This is a genomic window from Nocardia sp. NPDC001965 (genome assembly GCF_053594175.1).
The window spans coordinates 90,014-104,935 of the sequence record NZ_JBSFDZ010000001.1; the positions used below are offsets into that span (position 1 = coordinate 90,014).

Sequence of the window (14,922 nt, forward strand, 5' to 3'; positions counted from 1 at the left end):
CGGCTACTTCTTCTTTTTCTTTTTCTTCTTCGCGGGGGCGGATTCGCCGGCAGCGGGATCGACCCCGGTGCCCACGGGTGGGAGAGGACTGGGCGGCGGGGCCGGATCGGACGCGGCCGGAGTCGCCGTGGCGGGAATGTCCTCGGGAGGTTCGGCTCGCGACGCCGTGAGGTCGGCCGAAGTCTCCCGGGATACGGTGACCCGCCAGGGCATCCGGGACCCCGTGACGGAGCGCGGCATCGTAGCCACCGCGATGACTGCCGAGCCCACCGCGATGATCACCGCCGCGATCGCGGCGGTGGTGATCGTGCCGCTGGCGACGTATTCCACTTCGTTCAGACCCGCTACGGGCTTCGACCCGTCGTTGACCGCCCAGTTGATCCAGGAACCCACCTGACCGCCGAGATCCCAGCGCCGGATCGTCATGTTCTTGAGCTGTTTCTGCCGGGCGGTCAGATACAGCATGTTCGCGATCACGAGCAGGGCGGTGATCACCGCACCGCCGGTGGCGATACGCGCGAAACGTTCCGAGTTGGTGGCGATATGGATCGCGATCGCCGCGATGGTGAGCGCGATCATGCTGCTCGCGGTGACCGCCCACGAACCGGTGAGATCGGCGGCGGGTGGGGTCCCCTGCGAGGACCAGACCGTCAGATACCGGGTGGTCGAATCGACCTGGCCGAACGGAGTGGCCGCGGCCATACCGTCCGGACCGTGCGCGACCATCCAGTGTTTGAACATCAGGATGAAGACCACGACACCGCCCAGCGCGGTGCACACATACCCCCACTTCCCGCTCATCCGGGGCGAGTTGCGGATCTCTTCGGCGTGTTCGGTGACGCGCCGCAGGCCGTCCCGAGCCACCGTCCGCCGTCGCTCCCACGCCTCGGATCGTTCGACGATGGGTCGGGGAGAAGACAGAGAAGGAACCGAGGCCGGTTCGGGCGTCGCGGTACGAACGGTGCTCGACGGGGCGGCGCTCCCACCTTCGCTCGCTCCCCACGGGCTCGGTTTGACCATCAACCCAGTCTAATTCTGCGCCCACCAGTGGGAAGATCGGTGGATCCGCTGCGGTCCGCGGCGCGCGCCGTCCTCAGGCGGCGTCCGAATGCCCCGCGTGTTCGTTGGCCACGAGATCGACCACGACATCGCGGACCACTGCCTGGATCCGCCGTGCGTGATCGTGCAGCGCCTCCGGAACCGGGCCCCCGTCCGCGACTCTGGCTTCGGCGATCTCGACGAGATCGTTGACGATATGACAGAGCGCGACCAGACGCCGCACCATGTCCCGCCGTTCGGCCGGCGGTAGTACTTCGGTGTTCACGTCCCTGTCATCGTCGACGAACTCGTTGTCGTTTCGCCGGAGTTCGCGTGCGGGGTCGGTACGTTCGATCGAAAGCCGAAGGGCCCGGGTGGGTCCCGGACGAGTACGGAACCGGCGGCACCGCGGCGTGGTGCCCGACCGCGCGGCTATCGGATACGGTGGGCCCGATCCAGTCGGGACCACAGCCGGGAGACGAGGGTGACCATGCGCCGCGCGCTGCTGTCGATGGTGAGTGTGCTGTTGTGCCTGCTCACCGCCGGATGCGGCAGCGGGCAGAACACCGAGACGGATCGGCCCGATCGTGGCACCGTCGTATCGGCGGAACCGGTATTCGAGATGTCCGCTGCAGAGACCGCCGGCTATCTCGCCGAATGGAACTATCCCGTCGCCGATGCGAACGGTGTTCGAGCCCAGCAGGTCGTATACAACACCGTCGCGGCCGACGGTACGCCCATCACCGCCAGCGGCCTGATCGTGGTCCCGGACACCGGCACTGCGCGGTTGCGTCTCGTCTCCTACGCGCACGGCACCACGGTGCGCCGGGACGAGGCCCCGTCGGCGGACGGTGAGACCGAACGCGCCCGCACCGTCCAGTTCGCCGCCGCGGGGTACGCGGCGGTCGCCCCGGACTATCTGGGTCTCGGCGAGGGGCCGGGTTTCCATCCGTACGCGCATGCCCCGACGGAAGGGTCGGCCTCGGCGGATCTGCTCCTGGCGGCCCGTTCCCTGCTCGCCGACCAAGGCCGCGAACTCGATCCGGGTGTTCTGGTGACCGGTTTCTCGCAGGGTGGGCAGGCGGCCCTCGCGCTCGGGCGCGAGCTGCACTCCGGTGCGGTCGAGGGGTTCGGCTTGGCCGCCACCGCCGCGGTGAGCGGGGCCTACGCCGTGCAGGAGGTACAAGCCCCGGCCGCGCTGGACGGCCGGGTCGAGGCCCGGCGGGCGGTGCTGTACCTGGGTTACTGGATGACCGCCATGAATCGGATCTATCACCTCTACGACGATCCGGCCGAGGCATTCAGGCAGCCGTACGCACAACGGATCGAAGCGCTGTTCGACGGGCACCACGATCTGCTGTCGGTGTCGTCCGGATTACCCCGCACCCCGGCGGAACTGCTCACGCCGCAGTATCTGGAGCTGGCCCGCAATCCCACCGGCGCCGCGCTGCGGGCTATGGCCGACAGCGATAGCGTCTGCGATTGGGCACCGGACGTTCCGGTCCGGCTCTTCGCCGCGCGCGGCGATCGGAGTGTGCCGTTCGAGAATTCGCAGAGTTGTATGAAGGCCGAACTCGGCGGGTCCGCCGAATTGATCGATCTCGGCGATATCGACCACGGAGACACCGTCCGTACCGCGCTGCCGCAGATCCTCGACTGGTTCCGGAAAACGCAACCGCCCGCCTGAACCGGTCGGTTCGAGCGGGCGGTGCGGTCCGGGTCGCCGGGAGATCAGTGCATGAGCACCGGAGCCGGCGTTTCGGAATCGGATTTCGCGACCTCACTGGCCTTACGCGGGAGCAGCACGGAGAAGCCGAGGGTGACCAGGCAGAGTGCGAACGCCACCCAGAAGGTCCCGGCGTAGGCGTCCGACATTTCGCCGAGCACGACGGATTCGAACTTCTCGCCCAGGCTCGCGACATATTGCAGTACCGACGGATCGGGCTGCTGGCCGGTGCGCTGGGCTTCCATCATCGCCTGCCCGGCCGATACCGCCTCGGAATTCTGCATCCGGTTGGTCAGCACCACCGAGATCACCGCGACGCCCACCGAACTGGCGATCTGCTGAATGATGTTCAGCAGGGTGGAGCCGCGGGCGACCTGTGCCTCGTTCAGGGTCCGCAGCGCGGCCGTCATCAGCGGCATCATGGTGAGACCCATACCGAGGCCCATCACGAACAGCACGCTCAGCACGTAGACATACGAGCTGTCGGCCTCGATCTGGGTGAGCCCGAACATGGTCGCGGTCAGGATCGCCAGGCCCACGGGGACCACCCGGCCGATCGGCAACTTGTCCACCAGCATGCCGGCGATCGGCATGGTGAGCAGCGAACCGATGCCCTGCGGCGCCACCAGCAGCCCCGCGAGCAACGCGCTCTCCCCGCGCACCTGCTGGAAGTAGGTGGGAATCAGCAGCAGGCCGCCGAAGAAGGAGGCCGAGAACAGGAACATCGTGACGGTGGCGACCGTCAGGTCGCGGTTCTGGAACAGCCGCAGATCCAGCAGGGGATTCTTGGGCTTGAAGGAATAGAACACGAAGGCGACCACCAGCGCGCCACCCACCAGCATGGTCGCCCATACCTTCGGTGTGGCGACGGTGCCCTCCTCCGGAATGGAGGAGATGCCGTAGAGGAACAGCGCCAGACCGGGCGACAGCATGAGCATGCCGACGAAATCGAATGCTTCACCGGCGTGCGGTGTGTCCTTGGGCAGTACGAACCAGGCGTAGACGAGCGCGATGATGCCCAAAGGCAGGTTGATCAGGAAGATCCAGTGCCACGACGCGTCCTCGATGAGCCAGCCGCCGAGGATCGGGCCCAGGATCGGGCCCAGCAGCATGGGAACACCGAGGATGGCCATCAATCGGCCCATCCGCTCCGGTCCTGCGGCCTTGGTCATGATCGTCATACCCAGCGGCATCAGCATGCCGCCGCCCAGACCCTGGATCACCCGGAACCCGATGAGCGCGCCGATGTTCCAGGACAGCGCACACAGCACCGAACCGACGGTGAACAGCACGAGTGCCGTCATATAGAGCCGTTTGGTACCGAAACGGTCCGCAGCCCAGCCGGTCAGCGGGATGACGGTGGCGAGGGCCAGCGTGTAGGCGGTGACCGTCCAGGCCACCGTGGAGTAGTTGGCGACGTCGAATTCGGTCTGGAACGTCGGCATGGCGACGTTCACCACGGTGATGTCCAGAATGGACATGATGGCGCCGAGAACCACCACACCGGCCAGTTTCAGTACCGATGCGTCGATTCTGTCCGAAGCCCCCGCGTCGGTCGCGGGGGCTGGGCTTGCGTTCACTGTTTGTCTCCTGACGATGCTGGGGGGCACGCCACGACGTTGTGTATGGCCCCGGACTCGAGCACAGCGGCGAGGACCCGTCCGAGGTCCTCGCGTAGTGGGTCGGGCAAGCGGTCGACGACCTTTTCTATGGTCGCGCGGTGGATCGCGATCTGATCCCAGGCCAGGCGGCGCCCGTGTTCGGTGGGGCCGACGAGTTTGACCCGCCGGTCGGTGGGGCTCTCCTGCCGGGTGAGCAGATCGAGGCGCACGAGCCGGTCGACATTGCGGCCGGCCGCCGTCATCGACAGGCCGAGTTCGCCCGCGATGGTGTGGATCGGTTGTGGCTCGGAGTGCCGGACGACACTGAACAACACCCGGGCCTGTGCCAGGGTCAGATCCAGTTCGGCCAGCCGGTCGACGCCCTGCCACTTTCCGGGATCGCAGACAGCGAGCACGAAGTGCTCGATCAGGGTGCTCGTCTCCGACTCACTTGCCACCGCGCGATCATAGGTGCGTCCGCAATAATCGCGGAAGCGGGATTATTGCGGATGTGACCGGAAACATAGCGGATGGTCAGCCGTATCACGTGGAGATATGGCGCGAGGGCCGGGCCGGGGCGAAGAAACCCCGGTTCCGAGACTGTGCGAGGACCCCGCGTCAGTCCTCGTGCGGCGCGTCGCCGACGAAGAAGTCCACCAGGAGTTCCGCCACCCGATCGGGTTGTTCGAGATGCAGGAAATGTCCGGCTCCGGGCAGGCTCCGGCTTGTTCCCCCCGCGGGCGCCACCACCTCGCCCACCCCGGCGGTGAACGCCGGATGCAGGGTGGTGTCGGCATCGCCGTGCAAGTAGAGCAGCGGGACTCGGGGAACGCCGTCCCAGTGCCGGTGGAGTTCGGTGTAGGGCGCGGACGGCTTCCCGGTGACCCCGGCGGCAGCCCGGTAGTAGGACAGTGCCGCGGTCCGGTTGCCGGTGGTGGGCAGCGCGGCCAGGGTATGCGCGATATCGGCCGCGGCCTCGTATCCGGGGGACCAGTCGTGCCACAGCCGGGGAATCAACCGGTCGAGCGATCGTTCGGAGATCCTCGGCAGCTGATTGAAAAGGATGTACCAGCTGAATCGCAACTGCCGCAGGTACGGCCCGGCCCCCACACCGCGCCGGGGGCGTAGGGCCGGGACCGGCGGCACCGCGAGCGAAGCGACTCGGGGAAACGGGCAATCCGGCTGGGCGGCCACAGTATTGGCGGTCAACGCTCCCCAGTCGTGACCGATCAGCACAGGGTCGGGTGGGGCGCCGAGTTCGCGGTACAGCGCGAGCACATCGTAGGTGAGGGCACCCAGGTGATAGTCGCCGTCGTCCGGCACGGCGGTGGGCGCATACCCTCGCGTGAACGGGGCGATCACGCGGAACCCGCGATCGGCCAGCGTGGGCCCGAGATGACGCCAGGTCCAGGCGCTGTCGGGAAATCCGTGCAAGCACAGCGCGAGCCGCCCGTCCGGATCCCCCCAGGCGAGTGCCGTCATCGGCAGATGCGGTAGCCGGTATTCGATCGTCTCGGGCCGACCGGACTCGTACTCGCCCATGGATGTTCCTCTCGTTCGGCTCCGTCACGGTAACCCGGTCCGATCGATCGCGCCCCGGCGACATCTCCGCCGCCGGGAGCGGTATGCTCACATCCCCCGGACGAGGTCGCTGTGCCGGCGCTGCGGACAGGCCCGGATCTTTCGCACAGCCGCGGGGTAGTTGATGTCATATTCGGCAAGGTAATTGGGGATCGGAGGAGCAAGCCCATGGCGCGCAAGGTCGTCATCAGTTTGATCGATGACCTCGACGGCGAATCATCCGCGGCCGAAACTGTGGTGTTCGCATTCGAGGGCGTGACGTACGAGATCGACCTGACCGAAGCCAACGCGGGGGAATTGCGCGCAATCTTCGGTAAGTGGACCCCCTTCGCTCGCAAGGCCGGCCGGGCCGCGCGGACGAAGCGGGAGCGGCCGGCCCGTTCGGCCTCGGCGAAAGTCATCCGGGAATGGGCGCTACGCAACGGGCACGAGGTGTCCACGCGCGGCCGGATTCCGGCCGGTATCCTCGCCGCGTTCCGCCGCGTCAACGGATAGCGGCGTAACCGGCCGGCGGAACCCGGGTCAGGGTCGCCGGCCGGTGCTGTCGTCGGCCGGTTTGTAGGCGACACCACCGACCATGACCTGCTCCTCGGGGTACCGGGGTCGCAGTGGCGGTCCGGAGGGCCACCACTCGTCCAGTTGGACGAGCCCCGGTTCGATGAGTTCGAGGCCGCAGAAGTATTCGAGGATCTGCTCCGAGGTGCGATACCAGCCCGAGCCCAGACCCTTTTCGGTGAAACGGCGTTCGAGTTCCCTGGCGAGCGCGTGATGCTGCGGATCGGCCGGCCCCGGATCGTGGAAATGACTGATCGCCAGGTAGGACCCGGGTGGCAGCAGTTCCACATACTTCTGCATGATCCCGACCGGGTCGAGTTCGTCGTCTACGTGATGCAGCAGGCCGCACAGGATCAATCCGATCGGCCGGTCCATGTCCAGATACCTGGTCACATCGGAATTGCGCAGCAGAGTCTTCTCTTCGAGGAGATCGGCGGGCACGAAATGGGTGTTCTCGTTCTGCTCGAGCAGTACCCGTCCGTGCGCGTTGCAGACCGGATCGTTGTCGACATAGACGACCTGGGCGCCCGGGTTCTGTTGCTGGGCGACCTCGTGGGTATTGGCGACCGTGGGCAGACCGGCCCCGATATCGAGGAACTGATCGATACCCGCCGATCCGGCCAGATGCCGGGTGACCCGGTGCAACCAGCGCCGGTTCATGATCGATACATCGCCCTGCCGTGGCGCGACCTCCAGGATCGCTGAGTAGGCGGCGCGGTCGACATCGTAGTTGTCCTTGCCGCCCAGGCTGTAGTCGTAGACACGAGCGATACTGGCCCGGGTGGTGTCCACGCCGACCGGTTTACGAACGCCGGTCCGGTGTGCCGGTTCGGCCATATCGACCCTCTCTTTGCGCGAAAGAAATCAGCTGGAAATGTGAGTCAGGTCACCAAAGCGTAGAACGCGGCGCCGAGGTGAGCAATCTGCGCCGATCGAACTGCGCGAGTAGATGGTTCGCGTCGTCGGAGTGGGCCGAGCCTATACCGGATGCGCGTGGTCGGCATCGTGATCGGCCCGTCTGTCGCTTTTGTGAAATCAATTGTGCGGAAATGAAGTTCGGAGTCCGGTGGTGGCGGCCGCCGAGCGGAGGCCCGGCGCCGAACTCCACCGGACAGCTATTTTCTTCGCTGATCATTTCCGTTCACGCTGTGCAGCCTGACTTTTTCGGCGGGACGTTTGTAACCGACTCCGCCGATGATGACCTTCTCCTCGGGCAGTCGCGGCCGGGTTGCCGGACCGGCCGGCCACCAGTCCTCGAGCTCCACCAACCCGGGTGCGGTGAGTTCCAGGCCGTCGAAATACTCGAGCTGCTGTGCGCGGGTGCGGTACCAGCCCGAACCCAGGCCCATCTCGGTGAACGCCCGCTCCAGCCGTTTCGCCAGATCGTGCAGCTCGGGGTTCTCCTCGGCCGGATCCCAGAAATTGGTGATCGCGACATAGGAACCCTCGGGGAGCCGCTCGATGTATTCGCGCATGACCCGAGGCGGATCCAGCTCATCGTCGAGGTGGTGTAGCAGCCCGCACAGGATCACCCCGATCGGCCGGTCCGGGTCCAAGTACTGCAATACGTTCTTGTTCTCCAGCAAGGTGTTCTCCTCGAGGAGATCACCGGAGACGAAATGGGTGTTCTCGTTCTGCTCGAGCAGTACCCGTCCGTGCGCGTTGCAGACCGGATCGTTGTCGACATAGACGACCTTGGCCTCGGGATTCTCCTGCTGCGCGATCTGGTGGGTGTTGCCCACCGTGGGTAGACCCGCCCCGATATCGAGGAATTGATCGATGCCGGCCGGTCCGGCCAGGTAGCGGACCACCCGATGCAGCCACCGCCGGTTCATTCGGGAGACATCGCCCTGACGCGGTGCGATCCGCTGTATCTCCTCGAAGGCAGCGCGGTCGACATCGTAGTTGTCCTTGCCGCCGAGGCTGTAGTCGTAGACACGGGCGATGCTCGGCCGGGTGGTGTCCACTCCGACCGGTACGCGAACCCCTGTCTGAGGAGCCGGTTCGGCCATGAATACCTCTCTCTACGTTGCGAATCGAACAGGGCGATGTTATGCCGTCTGCTCGGCGGCGTCCCCTCGGACTTCCGGTCAGGCGCCCGCGCTGCGCTCGAGGACCTTGCCCGGCAGCCAGCCGCCGCCCAGATGGGTGACCCGCCACCAGTCGATATCGATGACGATCGCGGTGACCGGGGTGGCGAAGAACGGCTCGATCTGGGGTTCCTTGCGCAGCAACGCCTGGAAGGTCTCGTCGCGGTCGGCCTGGTCGCGCACGGTTATCGTGCCCAGCCCCTGGGCGAAGGGTTCGGCGATGCCGCCGGGTACGACCTTCACTCCAACGTTGGGGTTGGCCCGGAGCTGGTCCAGGGTCCGGCCACTGTTCTCCAGGATGAGGGTGAGGCGGAAGAGGTCTTCGTCGAGATTGGCGAAATAGGCACTGGTGGCCCAGTTGACGCCGTTCTTGGACGTGGCCAGGTCGATGCTGGTGTGGCCGAGTATCTCGGTGAGTTTCTTGCGGATCTCGGTGGCAGTGACTTCGTCTGACATTTCGGGCCTCCATCGGTTGTCGGTGTATGCGGAGCGGGTGGTCCGGGTGCCGTCGGCGGGGTGCCGGGCCGGTTCGAATTACGTGACGGGTGGCCGGAGGGTGGGAGCGCGCTGCGCCGACTCGTGCGGCGGACGGTGGAACATACTCGCGGCCGGATCCTGTTCGTCGAGAAACACTGCGGAATCGGGCTGCCTCGGTGGTAACGGCCGGTTCCGGATGACTGCCGACCAGCCTATCCGGACGCGACCGATCCAGCCGGTCGGGGAGCGGTATTCGGGAGCACCGGAAGTGTTGGCGGCCAATGCTTTACAGTGGAACACGGCAACGGTGTCGACTCGGGTAGGGTTCGCGTGGATGTTGCCGTAATTGTGCGGACCGCCCGGTTCGTCGCCATCGAGCGAGGAGGCACGCGTTACACCGGAAATGACTCCAGTGGTACTCGCTCCTTCTGCCGATGCCGTCATCGGTTGTCGTCTCCCCAGGTCTTCCCGTAACAGGTGAAGCCGGACGTCGTGTCGTCGGGGAAGTTTACGCAAAGGAACCTGATACCGCGTGCAAACAGGAAGATGCTACGGGTATGCGGCACTGTAGGATTCGATCCGGATACCGGCGGGCAGCCGGTTGCCGCACGACTATCGATCTGTTCGGGGGTGGGCGCGTTACCGGAATACGTGCCTACCAGAGAGTAGGATCGCCTGCCGACCGGTGCGGTTCGGCGGTGGCGGGCGCCGTACGATGCAGCACAGCACGAACTGGCCAGAGGCGACCATGACACATGAGCACGACGATTCCGATCCCCAGGATCAGGCGGAAGCCGATCGTGGGCCGACGGTGCTGCGTATCTCGCTCGGCAGTAGATTACGCCGGCTGCGGGAGGCGTGCGGGATCAGTCGTGAGGACGCCGGCGACCATATCCGCGGCTCGCATGCCAAGATCAGCCGCCTCGAGCTGGGCCGGACCCGGTTCCGTGAGCGGGACCTGCTCGATCTGCTGAAACTCTACGGGGTCGACGACCCGGAGAAGCTGGCCGTCTACCTGGACCTGATGAAGAAGGCCAATGATCCGGGCTGGTGGCAACCGTTCAACGATGTGCTGCCGAACTGGTTCGAGACCTATATCGGCCTGGAGCAGGCCGCTACGACGATCCGCACCTACGAGGCGCAGTTCGTGCCGGGCCTGCTGCAGACCGAGTCCTACGCCCGTTCGGTGATAACGCTCGGCAACGACGACGAGACCGAACGCCGGGTCGGTATGCGGATGCGCCGCCAGGACATCCTGAGCCGTGCCGCTGCGCCGACCCTGTGGGCGGTGGTGGACGAGAACGCGTTGCGCCGCCCGATCGACGGATATCCGGAGCTGCGCGATCAGATCGAGCACCTCATCGCCGTTTCCGACCGGCCCAATGTGAAGATCCAGGTGCTGCCCTATTCGGTGGGCGGCCATCCCGCGGCCGGCGGTTCCTTCAGCATTCTCCGTTTCCCGGAGCCCGAACTGCCCGACATGGTCTATATGGAGCAGCTCACGACCTCGCACTACCTGGAGAAGAAACAGGATGTCGAGGTCTACATGACGGTGATGAACAAGCTGAGCGTTATCGCGCTCACCCCGGGGGAGAGCCGGGATTATCTCCGCAAAGTGCTCTCCGAGTTGCCCGCCGAATAGTTCGACGCTCCGCGGGAGTGGGGGAGGAGTCGTTCCCCGGTACGGTGGCCGGAATCGCGGGGAAGCGGCACGGTTCTGTACACCGGCGTGGTGGTTCGCCACGCGGAGTGGGGTTTCCCCGTCGTCATCCCACAGAAACAAGGGCCAGCCCACAACAGCCCGGCTGATAAAAATGATCATACGTAGATATGCGCATTTAGACATGTGTTCGAGCCTTCGACAACGAACCAAAAGGAAACAAAGACACCCGAGATGGTAGGAAGGGGGCGTGGCCGCTACAGGTGATAATTCGGGTTCCGCTCGTTCTCGTGCCGTGGCGGAGGTGGTGGAACTGGTCAGCACACTGATCCGGTTCGACACTTCCAATACCGGCGAGCTCGCGACCACCAAGGGTGAGCAGGAGTGTGCCGAGTGGGTGGCGCGACAACTCGAGGAAGTCGGCTACACCACGGAATACGTGGAATCCGGCGCGCCCGGTCGCGGAAACGTTTTCGCGCGATTGCCGGGTGCCGATTCGAGTCGCGGAGCGCTGCTGATCCACGGGCATCTCGATGTGGTGCCGGCCGAGGCCGCGGACTGGAGTGTGCACCCGTTCTCCGGTGCCGTACGGGACGGCTACGTGTGGGGCCGGGGCGCGATCGATATGAAGGACATGGTGGGGATGATGCTGGCGGTGGCGCGCCAGTTCAAGATCGAGGGGACGGTGCCGCCGCGGGATCTGGTGTTCGCGTTCCTGGCGGATGAGGAGAACGGCGGGAAGTGGGGTTCGCAGTGGCTGGTCGAGAATCGGCCGGACCTGTTCGAAGGGATCACCGAAGCGGTCGGTGAGGTCGGCGGATTCTCGTTGACCGTTCCGCGCCCGGACGGTGGTGAACGGCGTCTGTATCTGGTGGAGACCGCGGAGAAGGGGCTGGGCTGGATGCGGTTGCGGGCGAAGGCGCGCGCCGGTCACGGATCGTTCCTGCACGAGGACAACGCGGTCACCATTCTGGCTGCCGCGGTCGCCCGCCTGGGCACCCACACCTTTCCACTCGTGCTCTCGGATTCGGTGGCGGAATTCCTGGCCGCGGTATCGGAAGAGTCCGGGCTGGAGTTCGATCCGGGCAGTCCCGATATCGAAGGCACACTGGCGAAACTGGGATCGATCTCCCGCATCATCGGCGCCACCCTGCGCGATACCGCCAACCCGACCATGTTGAACGCCGGATACAAGGCGAATGTCATTCCGCAGACCGCGGAAGCCGTGGTGGACTGCCGGGTGATCCCGGGGCGTCAGGCGGAGTTCGAGCGCGAGGTCGACGAATTGATCGGGCCGGATGTGGAGCGGGAGTGGATCACCAAACTCGACTCCTACGAAACGACCTTCGACGGTCATCTGGTGGACGCGATGAACGATGCGATCTTGGCGCACGACCCGCAGGGCCGAACAGTCCCGTACATGCTCTCCGGCGGAACGGACGCGAAAGCGTTCGCGGATCTGGGTATTCGGTGCTTCGGGTTCGCGCCGTTGCGGTTGCCGCCGGAGCTGGATTTCGCGGCCCTGTTCCACGGTGTCGACGAACGCGTTCCGGTCGATGCGCTCGAATTCGGCACCCAGGTACTGGAACACTTCCTGTTGCACAGCTGATCCGATCGAAAGAGGAGAACATGGCCGACAACCCTTACGACGCCCTGCCTTCGGTGCCGTCGTTCACCCTGACCTCCGCCGATGTATCCGATGGTGCTTCCCTCGGCAGCAACCAGGTGAGCGGTGTGTTCGGTGCCGGTGGCAAGGATGTGTCGCCGCAGCTGAGCTGGTCGGGTTTCCCGGCGGAGACGAAGAGTTTCGTGGTCACCGTCTACGATCCCGACGCTCCGACCGCGTCCGGTTTCTGGCACTGGGCGGTGGCGGATATTCCGGTCGCGGTGACGGACCTGGCCGCGGGTGCCGGCAGTGAGGGTGGGGAGTTGCCCGCGGGCGCGGTGACTCTCCGCAACGACGGCGGTTTCGCGGGCTACGTCGGCGCGGCCCCGCCTGCCGGTCACGGTCCGCACCGCTATTTCATCGTGGTGCACGCGGTGGATGTGGACTCCCTGGGGGTTCCGCCGGAGGCTTCCCCGGCGTTCCTCGGGTTCAATCTCTTCTCGCACACCCTGGCCCGTGCTGTTCTGGTGGGTACCTACGAACAGAAGTGACCCATGCGTGCGGTGGCCCTGGCGGTAAACCGCCGGGCCACCGGCGTTATCGAGCGAGTACCTCGATCACACTTTCGGGTAGCGGGTCCGTGTAGAGGTCGGTGATCCGGTCCGCGTATTTGGTGGCGATCGGTACCCGTTTGAGCGACATCTTCGGAGTGAGCTCGTCACCGCCGGGTTCCCAGACGGTGTCGACGATGACGAACCTCTTGATCTGTTCGACCCGGGACAGTTTCGCGTTTCCGGCCGCCACGGCCGCCCGCACATCTTCGATGATTTCGGGACGGCCGGCGAGGCTCGCGATATCGGCGGCGGTGTCGATGTCCTTGGCACGCAGTGCGGCCATATCGGCGTCGAGCACGATGAGCGCGGTGATGTAGGGCCGGGCTTCGCCGAGGGCGACGACCTGTCCGACGAGCGAGGACGCCGCTTTCACGGCGTTCTCGACATTGCTGGGGGCGATGTTCTTCCCGCTCGCGTTGATGATCATCTCTTTTTTGCGATCGATGATGCGGAGGTATCCGTCGTCCGCCAGCACTCCGATATCGCCGGTGTGCAGCCAGCCGTCGGGGTCCAGAGCCTCCGCAGTCTTGTCCGCCATACCGCGGTAGCCCCGGGTGACGATCTCGCCGCGCACCAGTACTTCGCCGTCTTCGGCGAGCCGCAGTTCGATACCGTCGACCGGACGTCCCACCGAGCCGGGGCGTGGTCGGTCGAGTTCGGTGAAGGTGGCGACACCGCTGGTTTCCGACATGCCCCAGACCTCGGAGACACAGAATCCGAGGCCCAGGAAGAATTCGAGGGTTTCCGGCGGTATGGGGGCAGCGCCGGAGGATGCGACTCGCAGGTCGCCGAGCCCGAGCGCGGCGCGTACTTTGCCGAGGAGTAGTTTTTCGGCGATCCGGTGTTGCAGGTGCAGCAGGGGTCCGTGTCCGGTGCCGGTGAGATCGGCGCGGGCGGCGGCGATTCCGGTGGCCACTGCCCATTCGGCGATGGTTTTCCGGACCCCGGTTTCGGCGGCCAGTTTCGCTTCTACGCCGCTCTTGATCTTCTGCCAGACGCGGGGGACGCCGAAGAACACGGTCGGCCGGGCGTCGGGTAGTGCGGCGGCGATTTCCCGGGGATCGGGGACGGTGGTGATCTGGATGCCGGTGACGAGATTGATGGCGTGTCCGGAGATCCGGTCGGCGACGTGCGCGGCGGGGAGGTAGGAGATCGCGCGATCGTCGAGTCCGACGTCCATGGGTCCGCTGTTGAGCGCGGTGATCTGGGCGAGCACGTTGCGGTGGTCGAGTTCTACGCCTTTGGACGGCCCGGTGGTGCCGGAGGTGTAGATGATGGTGACCAGATCGCCGGGTTCTACGGCCTGCCAGGCCGCGTCGAAGTCGAATTCCGGATCGGGCCGGGCCTGCAGATCCGCCAGTGAGGTCGTGCCTTCCGCGGGGCCGTCGACGATCACGATGTGGTCGAGGGGTACGTCGGCGGCGCGGATGGTGTCGAGGAATTGTTGTTCGGTGACGACGATCTTGTTTCCGGCGTTGGTGAAGGCGTGTGCGATCTGTTCGGGGGAGCAGGTGTTGTAGACGGAGAACGGGGTGGCGCCGAGATGTAGGGCTGCGGTGTCGAGAAGGTTGAATTCCGGTCGGTTGGTGAGCATTACGCCGAGTGTGTCGCCGCGGCGGAGTCCGAGTGCGGACAATCCGGCGGCGAGTTCGCGGACCCGTTCCCCGTATTCGCGCCAGGTGATCTGCTGGGTGCCGCCGACGGTGCGCAGGGCGACGGCGTCGGGGCGCAGGGTGAGGGTCTGTTGGAACGCTGCGGGCACGGTGTCGACGAGGGCGCCGGTGCGGTGCCGGTAGGTGGTGTCTGTGGTCATGGTCCGATCCCGGTGCTGGGGTGTGCCGCGGACGCGTTCACCTCCGGTGCCGTCGGAAACGGTCCGCTGCAGGAGTGAGGTGGATCACTATGTTACCGGGGGTTCGGTGGCCTGTACGGCGATCCGCCTGGTCGAGCGACTGCGGTTCGACCCCGCTGGTC

Annotated in this window: 14 protein-coding genes; 5 read left to right on the forward strand and 9 right to left on the reverse strand. The window is 65.7% G+C overall.

Annotated features, from left to right (window positions below):
* Nucleotides 1–3: 3 nt before the first annotated feature.
* Complete coding sequence (locus ACWCPQ_RS00415) at nucleotides 4–1,020, reverse strand: hypothetical protein (protein ID WP_449893113.1); 1,017 nt, start codon at nucleotides 1,018–1,020, stop codon at nucleotides 4–6.
* A 73-nt stretch (nucleotides 1,021–1,093) separates the two neighbouring features.
* Nucleotides 1,094–1,324 (reverse strand): hypothetical protein, encoded by a 231-nt coding sequence (locus ACWCPQ_RS00420; protein ID WP_449893115.1) that lies wholly within the window; start codon nucleotides 1,322–1,324, stop codon nucleotides 1,094–1,096.
* A gap of 198 nt (nucleotides 1,325–1,522) precedes the next feature.
* Between ACWCPQ_RS00420 and ACWCPQ_RS00425 the strand changes: the two genes are divergently transcribed.
* Complete coding sequence (locus tag ACWCPQ_RS00425; RefSeq protein WP_449893117.1) at nucleotides 1,523–2,725, forward strand: hypothetical protein; 1,203 nt, start codon at nucleotides 1,523–1,525, stop codon at nucleotides 2,723–2,725.
* A gap of 44 nt (nucleotides 2,726–2,769) precedes the next feature.
* Here ACWCPQ_RS00425 and ACWCPQ_RS00430 read toward each other — a convergent pair whose 3' ends face one another.
* The 3 genes from ACWCPQ_RS00430 to ACWCPQ_RS00440 form a co-directional block, all read right to left on the reverse strand.
* Nucleotides 2,770–4,344: a DHA2 family efflux MFS transporter permease subunit gene (locus ACWCPQ_RS00430; RefSeq protein WP_449893119.1), complete on the reverse strand. Its 1,575-nt coding sequence runs from the start codon at nucleotides 4,342–4,344 to the stop codon at nucleotides 2,770–2,772.
* Nucleotides 4,341–4,823 carry a MarR family winged helix-turn-helix transcriptional regulator gene (locus ACWCPQ_RS00435; protein WP_449893121.1) on the reverse strand — a complete coding sequence of 161 codons (483 nt, stop codon included), beginning with the start codon at nucleotides 4,821–4,823 and terminating at the stop codon, nucleotides 4,341–4,343. Before ACWCPQ_RS00435 ends, ACWCPQ_RS00430 begins: the two co-directional genes overlap by 4 nt.
* A gap of 160 nt (nucleotides 4,824–4,983) precedes the next feature.
* Nucleotides 4,984–5,907, reverse strand: coding sequence for an alpha/beta fold hydrolase (locus ACWCPQ_RS00440; protein ID WP_449893123.1), 924 nt, complete (start codon nucleotides 5,905–5,907; stop codon nucleotides 4,984–4,986).
* Nucleotides 5,908–6,114: 207 nt separating this feature from the next.
* On the opposite strand from ACWCPQ_RS00440, the gene ACWCPQ_RS00445 reads away from it, so the two are divergent.
* Nucleotides 6,115–6,441 (forward strand): histone-like nucleoid-structuring protein Lsr2, encoded by a 327-nt coding sequence (locus ACWCPQ_RS00445; protein ID WP_449893126.1) that lies wholly within the window; start codon nucleotides 6,115–6,117, stop codon nucleotides 6,439–6,441.
* 27 nt (nucleotides 6,442–6,468) lie between these two features.
* Here ACWCPQ_RS00445 and ACWCPQ_RS00450 read toward each other — a convergent pair whose 3' ends face one another.
* The 3 genes from ACWCPQ_RS00450 to ACWCPQ_RS00460 all read right to left on the reverse strand — a co-directional run bounded on the left by ACWCPQ_RS00450 (nucleotide 6,469) and on the right by ACWCPQ_RS00460 (nucleotide 9,047).
* Nucleotides 6,469–7,338 carry an SAM-dependent methyltransferase gene (locus ACWCPQ_RS00450; RefSeq protein WP_449893127.1) on the reverse strand — a complete coding sequence of 290 codons (870 nt, stop codon included), beginning with the start codon at nucleotides 7,336–7,338 and terminating at the stop codon, nucleotides 6,469–6,471.
* Nucleotides 7,339–7,616: 278 nt separating this feature from the next.
* A complete protein-coding gene (locus ACWCPQ_RS00455; protein ID WP_449893129.1) occupies nucleotides 7,617–8,513 on the reverse strand; it encodes an SAM-dependent methyltransferase in 897 nt (298 codons plus the stop codon).
* A 78-nt stretch (nucleotides 8,514–8,591) separates the two neighbouring features.
* The gene (locus ACWCPQ_RS00460) at nucleotides 8,592–9,047 is read right to left on the reverse strand and encodes a hypothetical protein (protein ID WP_449893130.1); all 456 of its coding nucleotides are present in this window, start codon (nucleotides 9,045–9,047) and stop codon (nucleotides 8,592–8,594) included.
* 769 nt (nucleotides 9,048–9,816) lie between these two features.
* Here ACWCPQ_RS00460 and ACWCPQ_RS00465 point away from each other — a divergent pair.
* From ACWCPQ_RS00465 to ACWCPQ_RS00475, 3 genes are all read left to right on the forward strand, one after another.
* Nucleotides 9,817–10,710: a helix-turn-helix domain-containing protein gene (locus ACWCPQ_RS00465; RefSeq protein WP_449893131.1), complete on the forward strand. Its 894-nt coding sequence runs from the start codon at nucleotides 9,817–9,819 to the stop codon at nucleotides 10,708–10,710.
* Nucleotides 10,711–10,978: 268 nt separating this feature from the next.
* On the forward strand, nucleotides 10,979–12,337 hold the full coding sequence (locus ACWCPQ_RS00470; RefSeq protein WP_449893133.1) for a M20/M25/M40 family metallo-hydrolase: 1,359 nt from the start codon (nucleotides 10,979–10,981) through the stop codon (nucleotides 12,335–12,337).
* Nucleotides 12,338–12,357: 20 nt separating this feature from the next.
* Entirely contained in the window at nucleotides 12,358–12,885 is a 528-nt protein-coding gene (locus ACWCPQ_RS00475; RefSeq protein ID WP_449893135.1) for a YbhB/YbcL family Raf kinase inhibitor-like protein, read from the forward strand.
* Between the two features lie 46 nt (nucleotides 12,886–12,931).
* On the opposite strand, the gene ACWCPQ_RS00480 is transcribed toward ACWCPQ_RS00475, so the two are convergent.
* Nucleotides 12,932–14,761 (reverse strand): AMP-dependent synthetase/ligase, encoded by a 1,830-nt coding sequence (locus ACWCPQ_RS00480; RefSeq protein WP_449893136.1) that lies wholly within the window; start codon nucleotides 14,759–14,761, stop codon nucleotides 12,932–12,934.
* Nucleotides 14,762–14,922 lie beyond the last annotated feature (161 nt).

Excerpts from the sequence above, each read along its gene's own strand:
- ACWCPQ_RS00475 (WP_449893135.1), top strand. The coding sequence starts at position 12,358 with ATGGCCGACAACCCTTACGACGCCCTGCCTTCGGTGCCGTCGTTCACC.
- ACWCPQ_RS00465 (WP_449893131.1), top strand. The coding sequence starts at position 9,817 with ATGACACATGAGCACGACGATTCCGATCCCCAGGATCAGGCGGAAGCC.
- ACWCPQ_RS00460 (WP_449893130.1), bottom strand. The coding sequence starts at position 9,047 with ATGTCAGACGAAGTCACTGCCACCGAGATCCGCAAGAAACTCACCGAG.
- ACWCPQ_RS00440 (WP_449893123.1), bottom strand. The coding sequence starts at position 5,907 with ATGGGCGAGTACGAGTCCGGTCGGCCCGAGACGATCGAATACCGGCTA.
- ACWCPQ_RS00480 (WP_449893136.1), bottom strand. The coding sequence starts at position 14,761 with ATGACCACAGACACCACCTACCGGCACCGCACCGGCGCCCTCGTCGAC.
- ACWCPQ_RS00455 (WP_449893129.1), bottom strand. The coding sequence starts at position 8,513 with ATGGCCGAACCGGCTCCTCAGACAGGGGTTCGCGTACCGGTCGGAGTG.
- ACWCPQ_RS00445 (WP_449893126.1), top strand. The coding sequence starts at position 6,115 with ATGGCGCGCAAGGTCGTCATCAGTTTGATCGATGACCTCGACGGCGAA.
- ACWCPQ_RS00415 (WP_449893113.1), bottom strand. The coding sequence starts at position 1,020 with ATGGTCAAACCGAGCCCGTGGGGAGCGAGCGAAGGTGGGAGCGCCGCC.
- ACWCPQ_RS00450 (WP_449893127.1), bottom strand. The coding sequence starts at position 7,338 with ATGGCCGAACCGGCACACCGGACCGGCGTTCGTAAACCGGTCGGCGTG.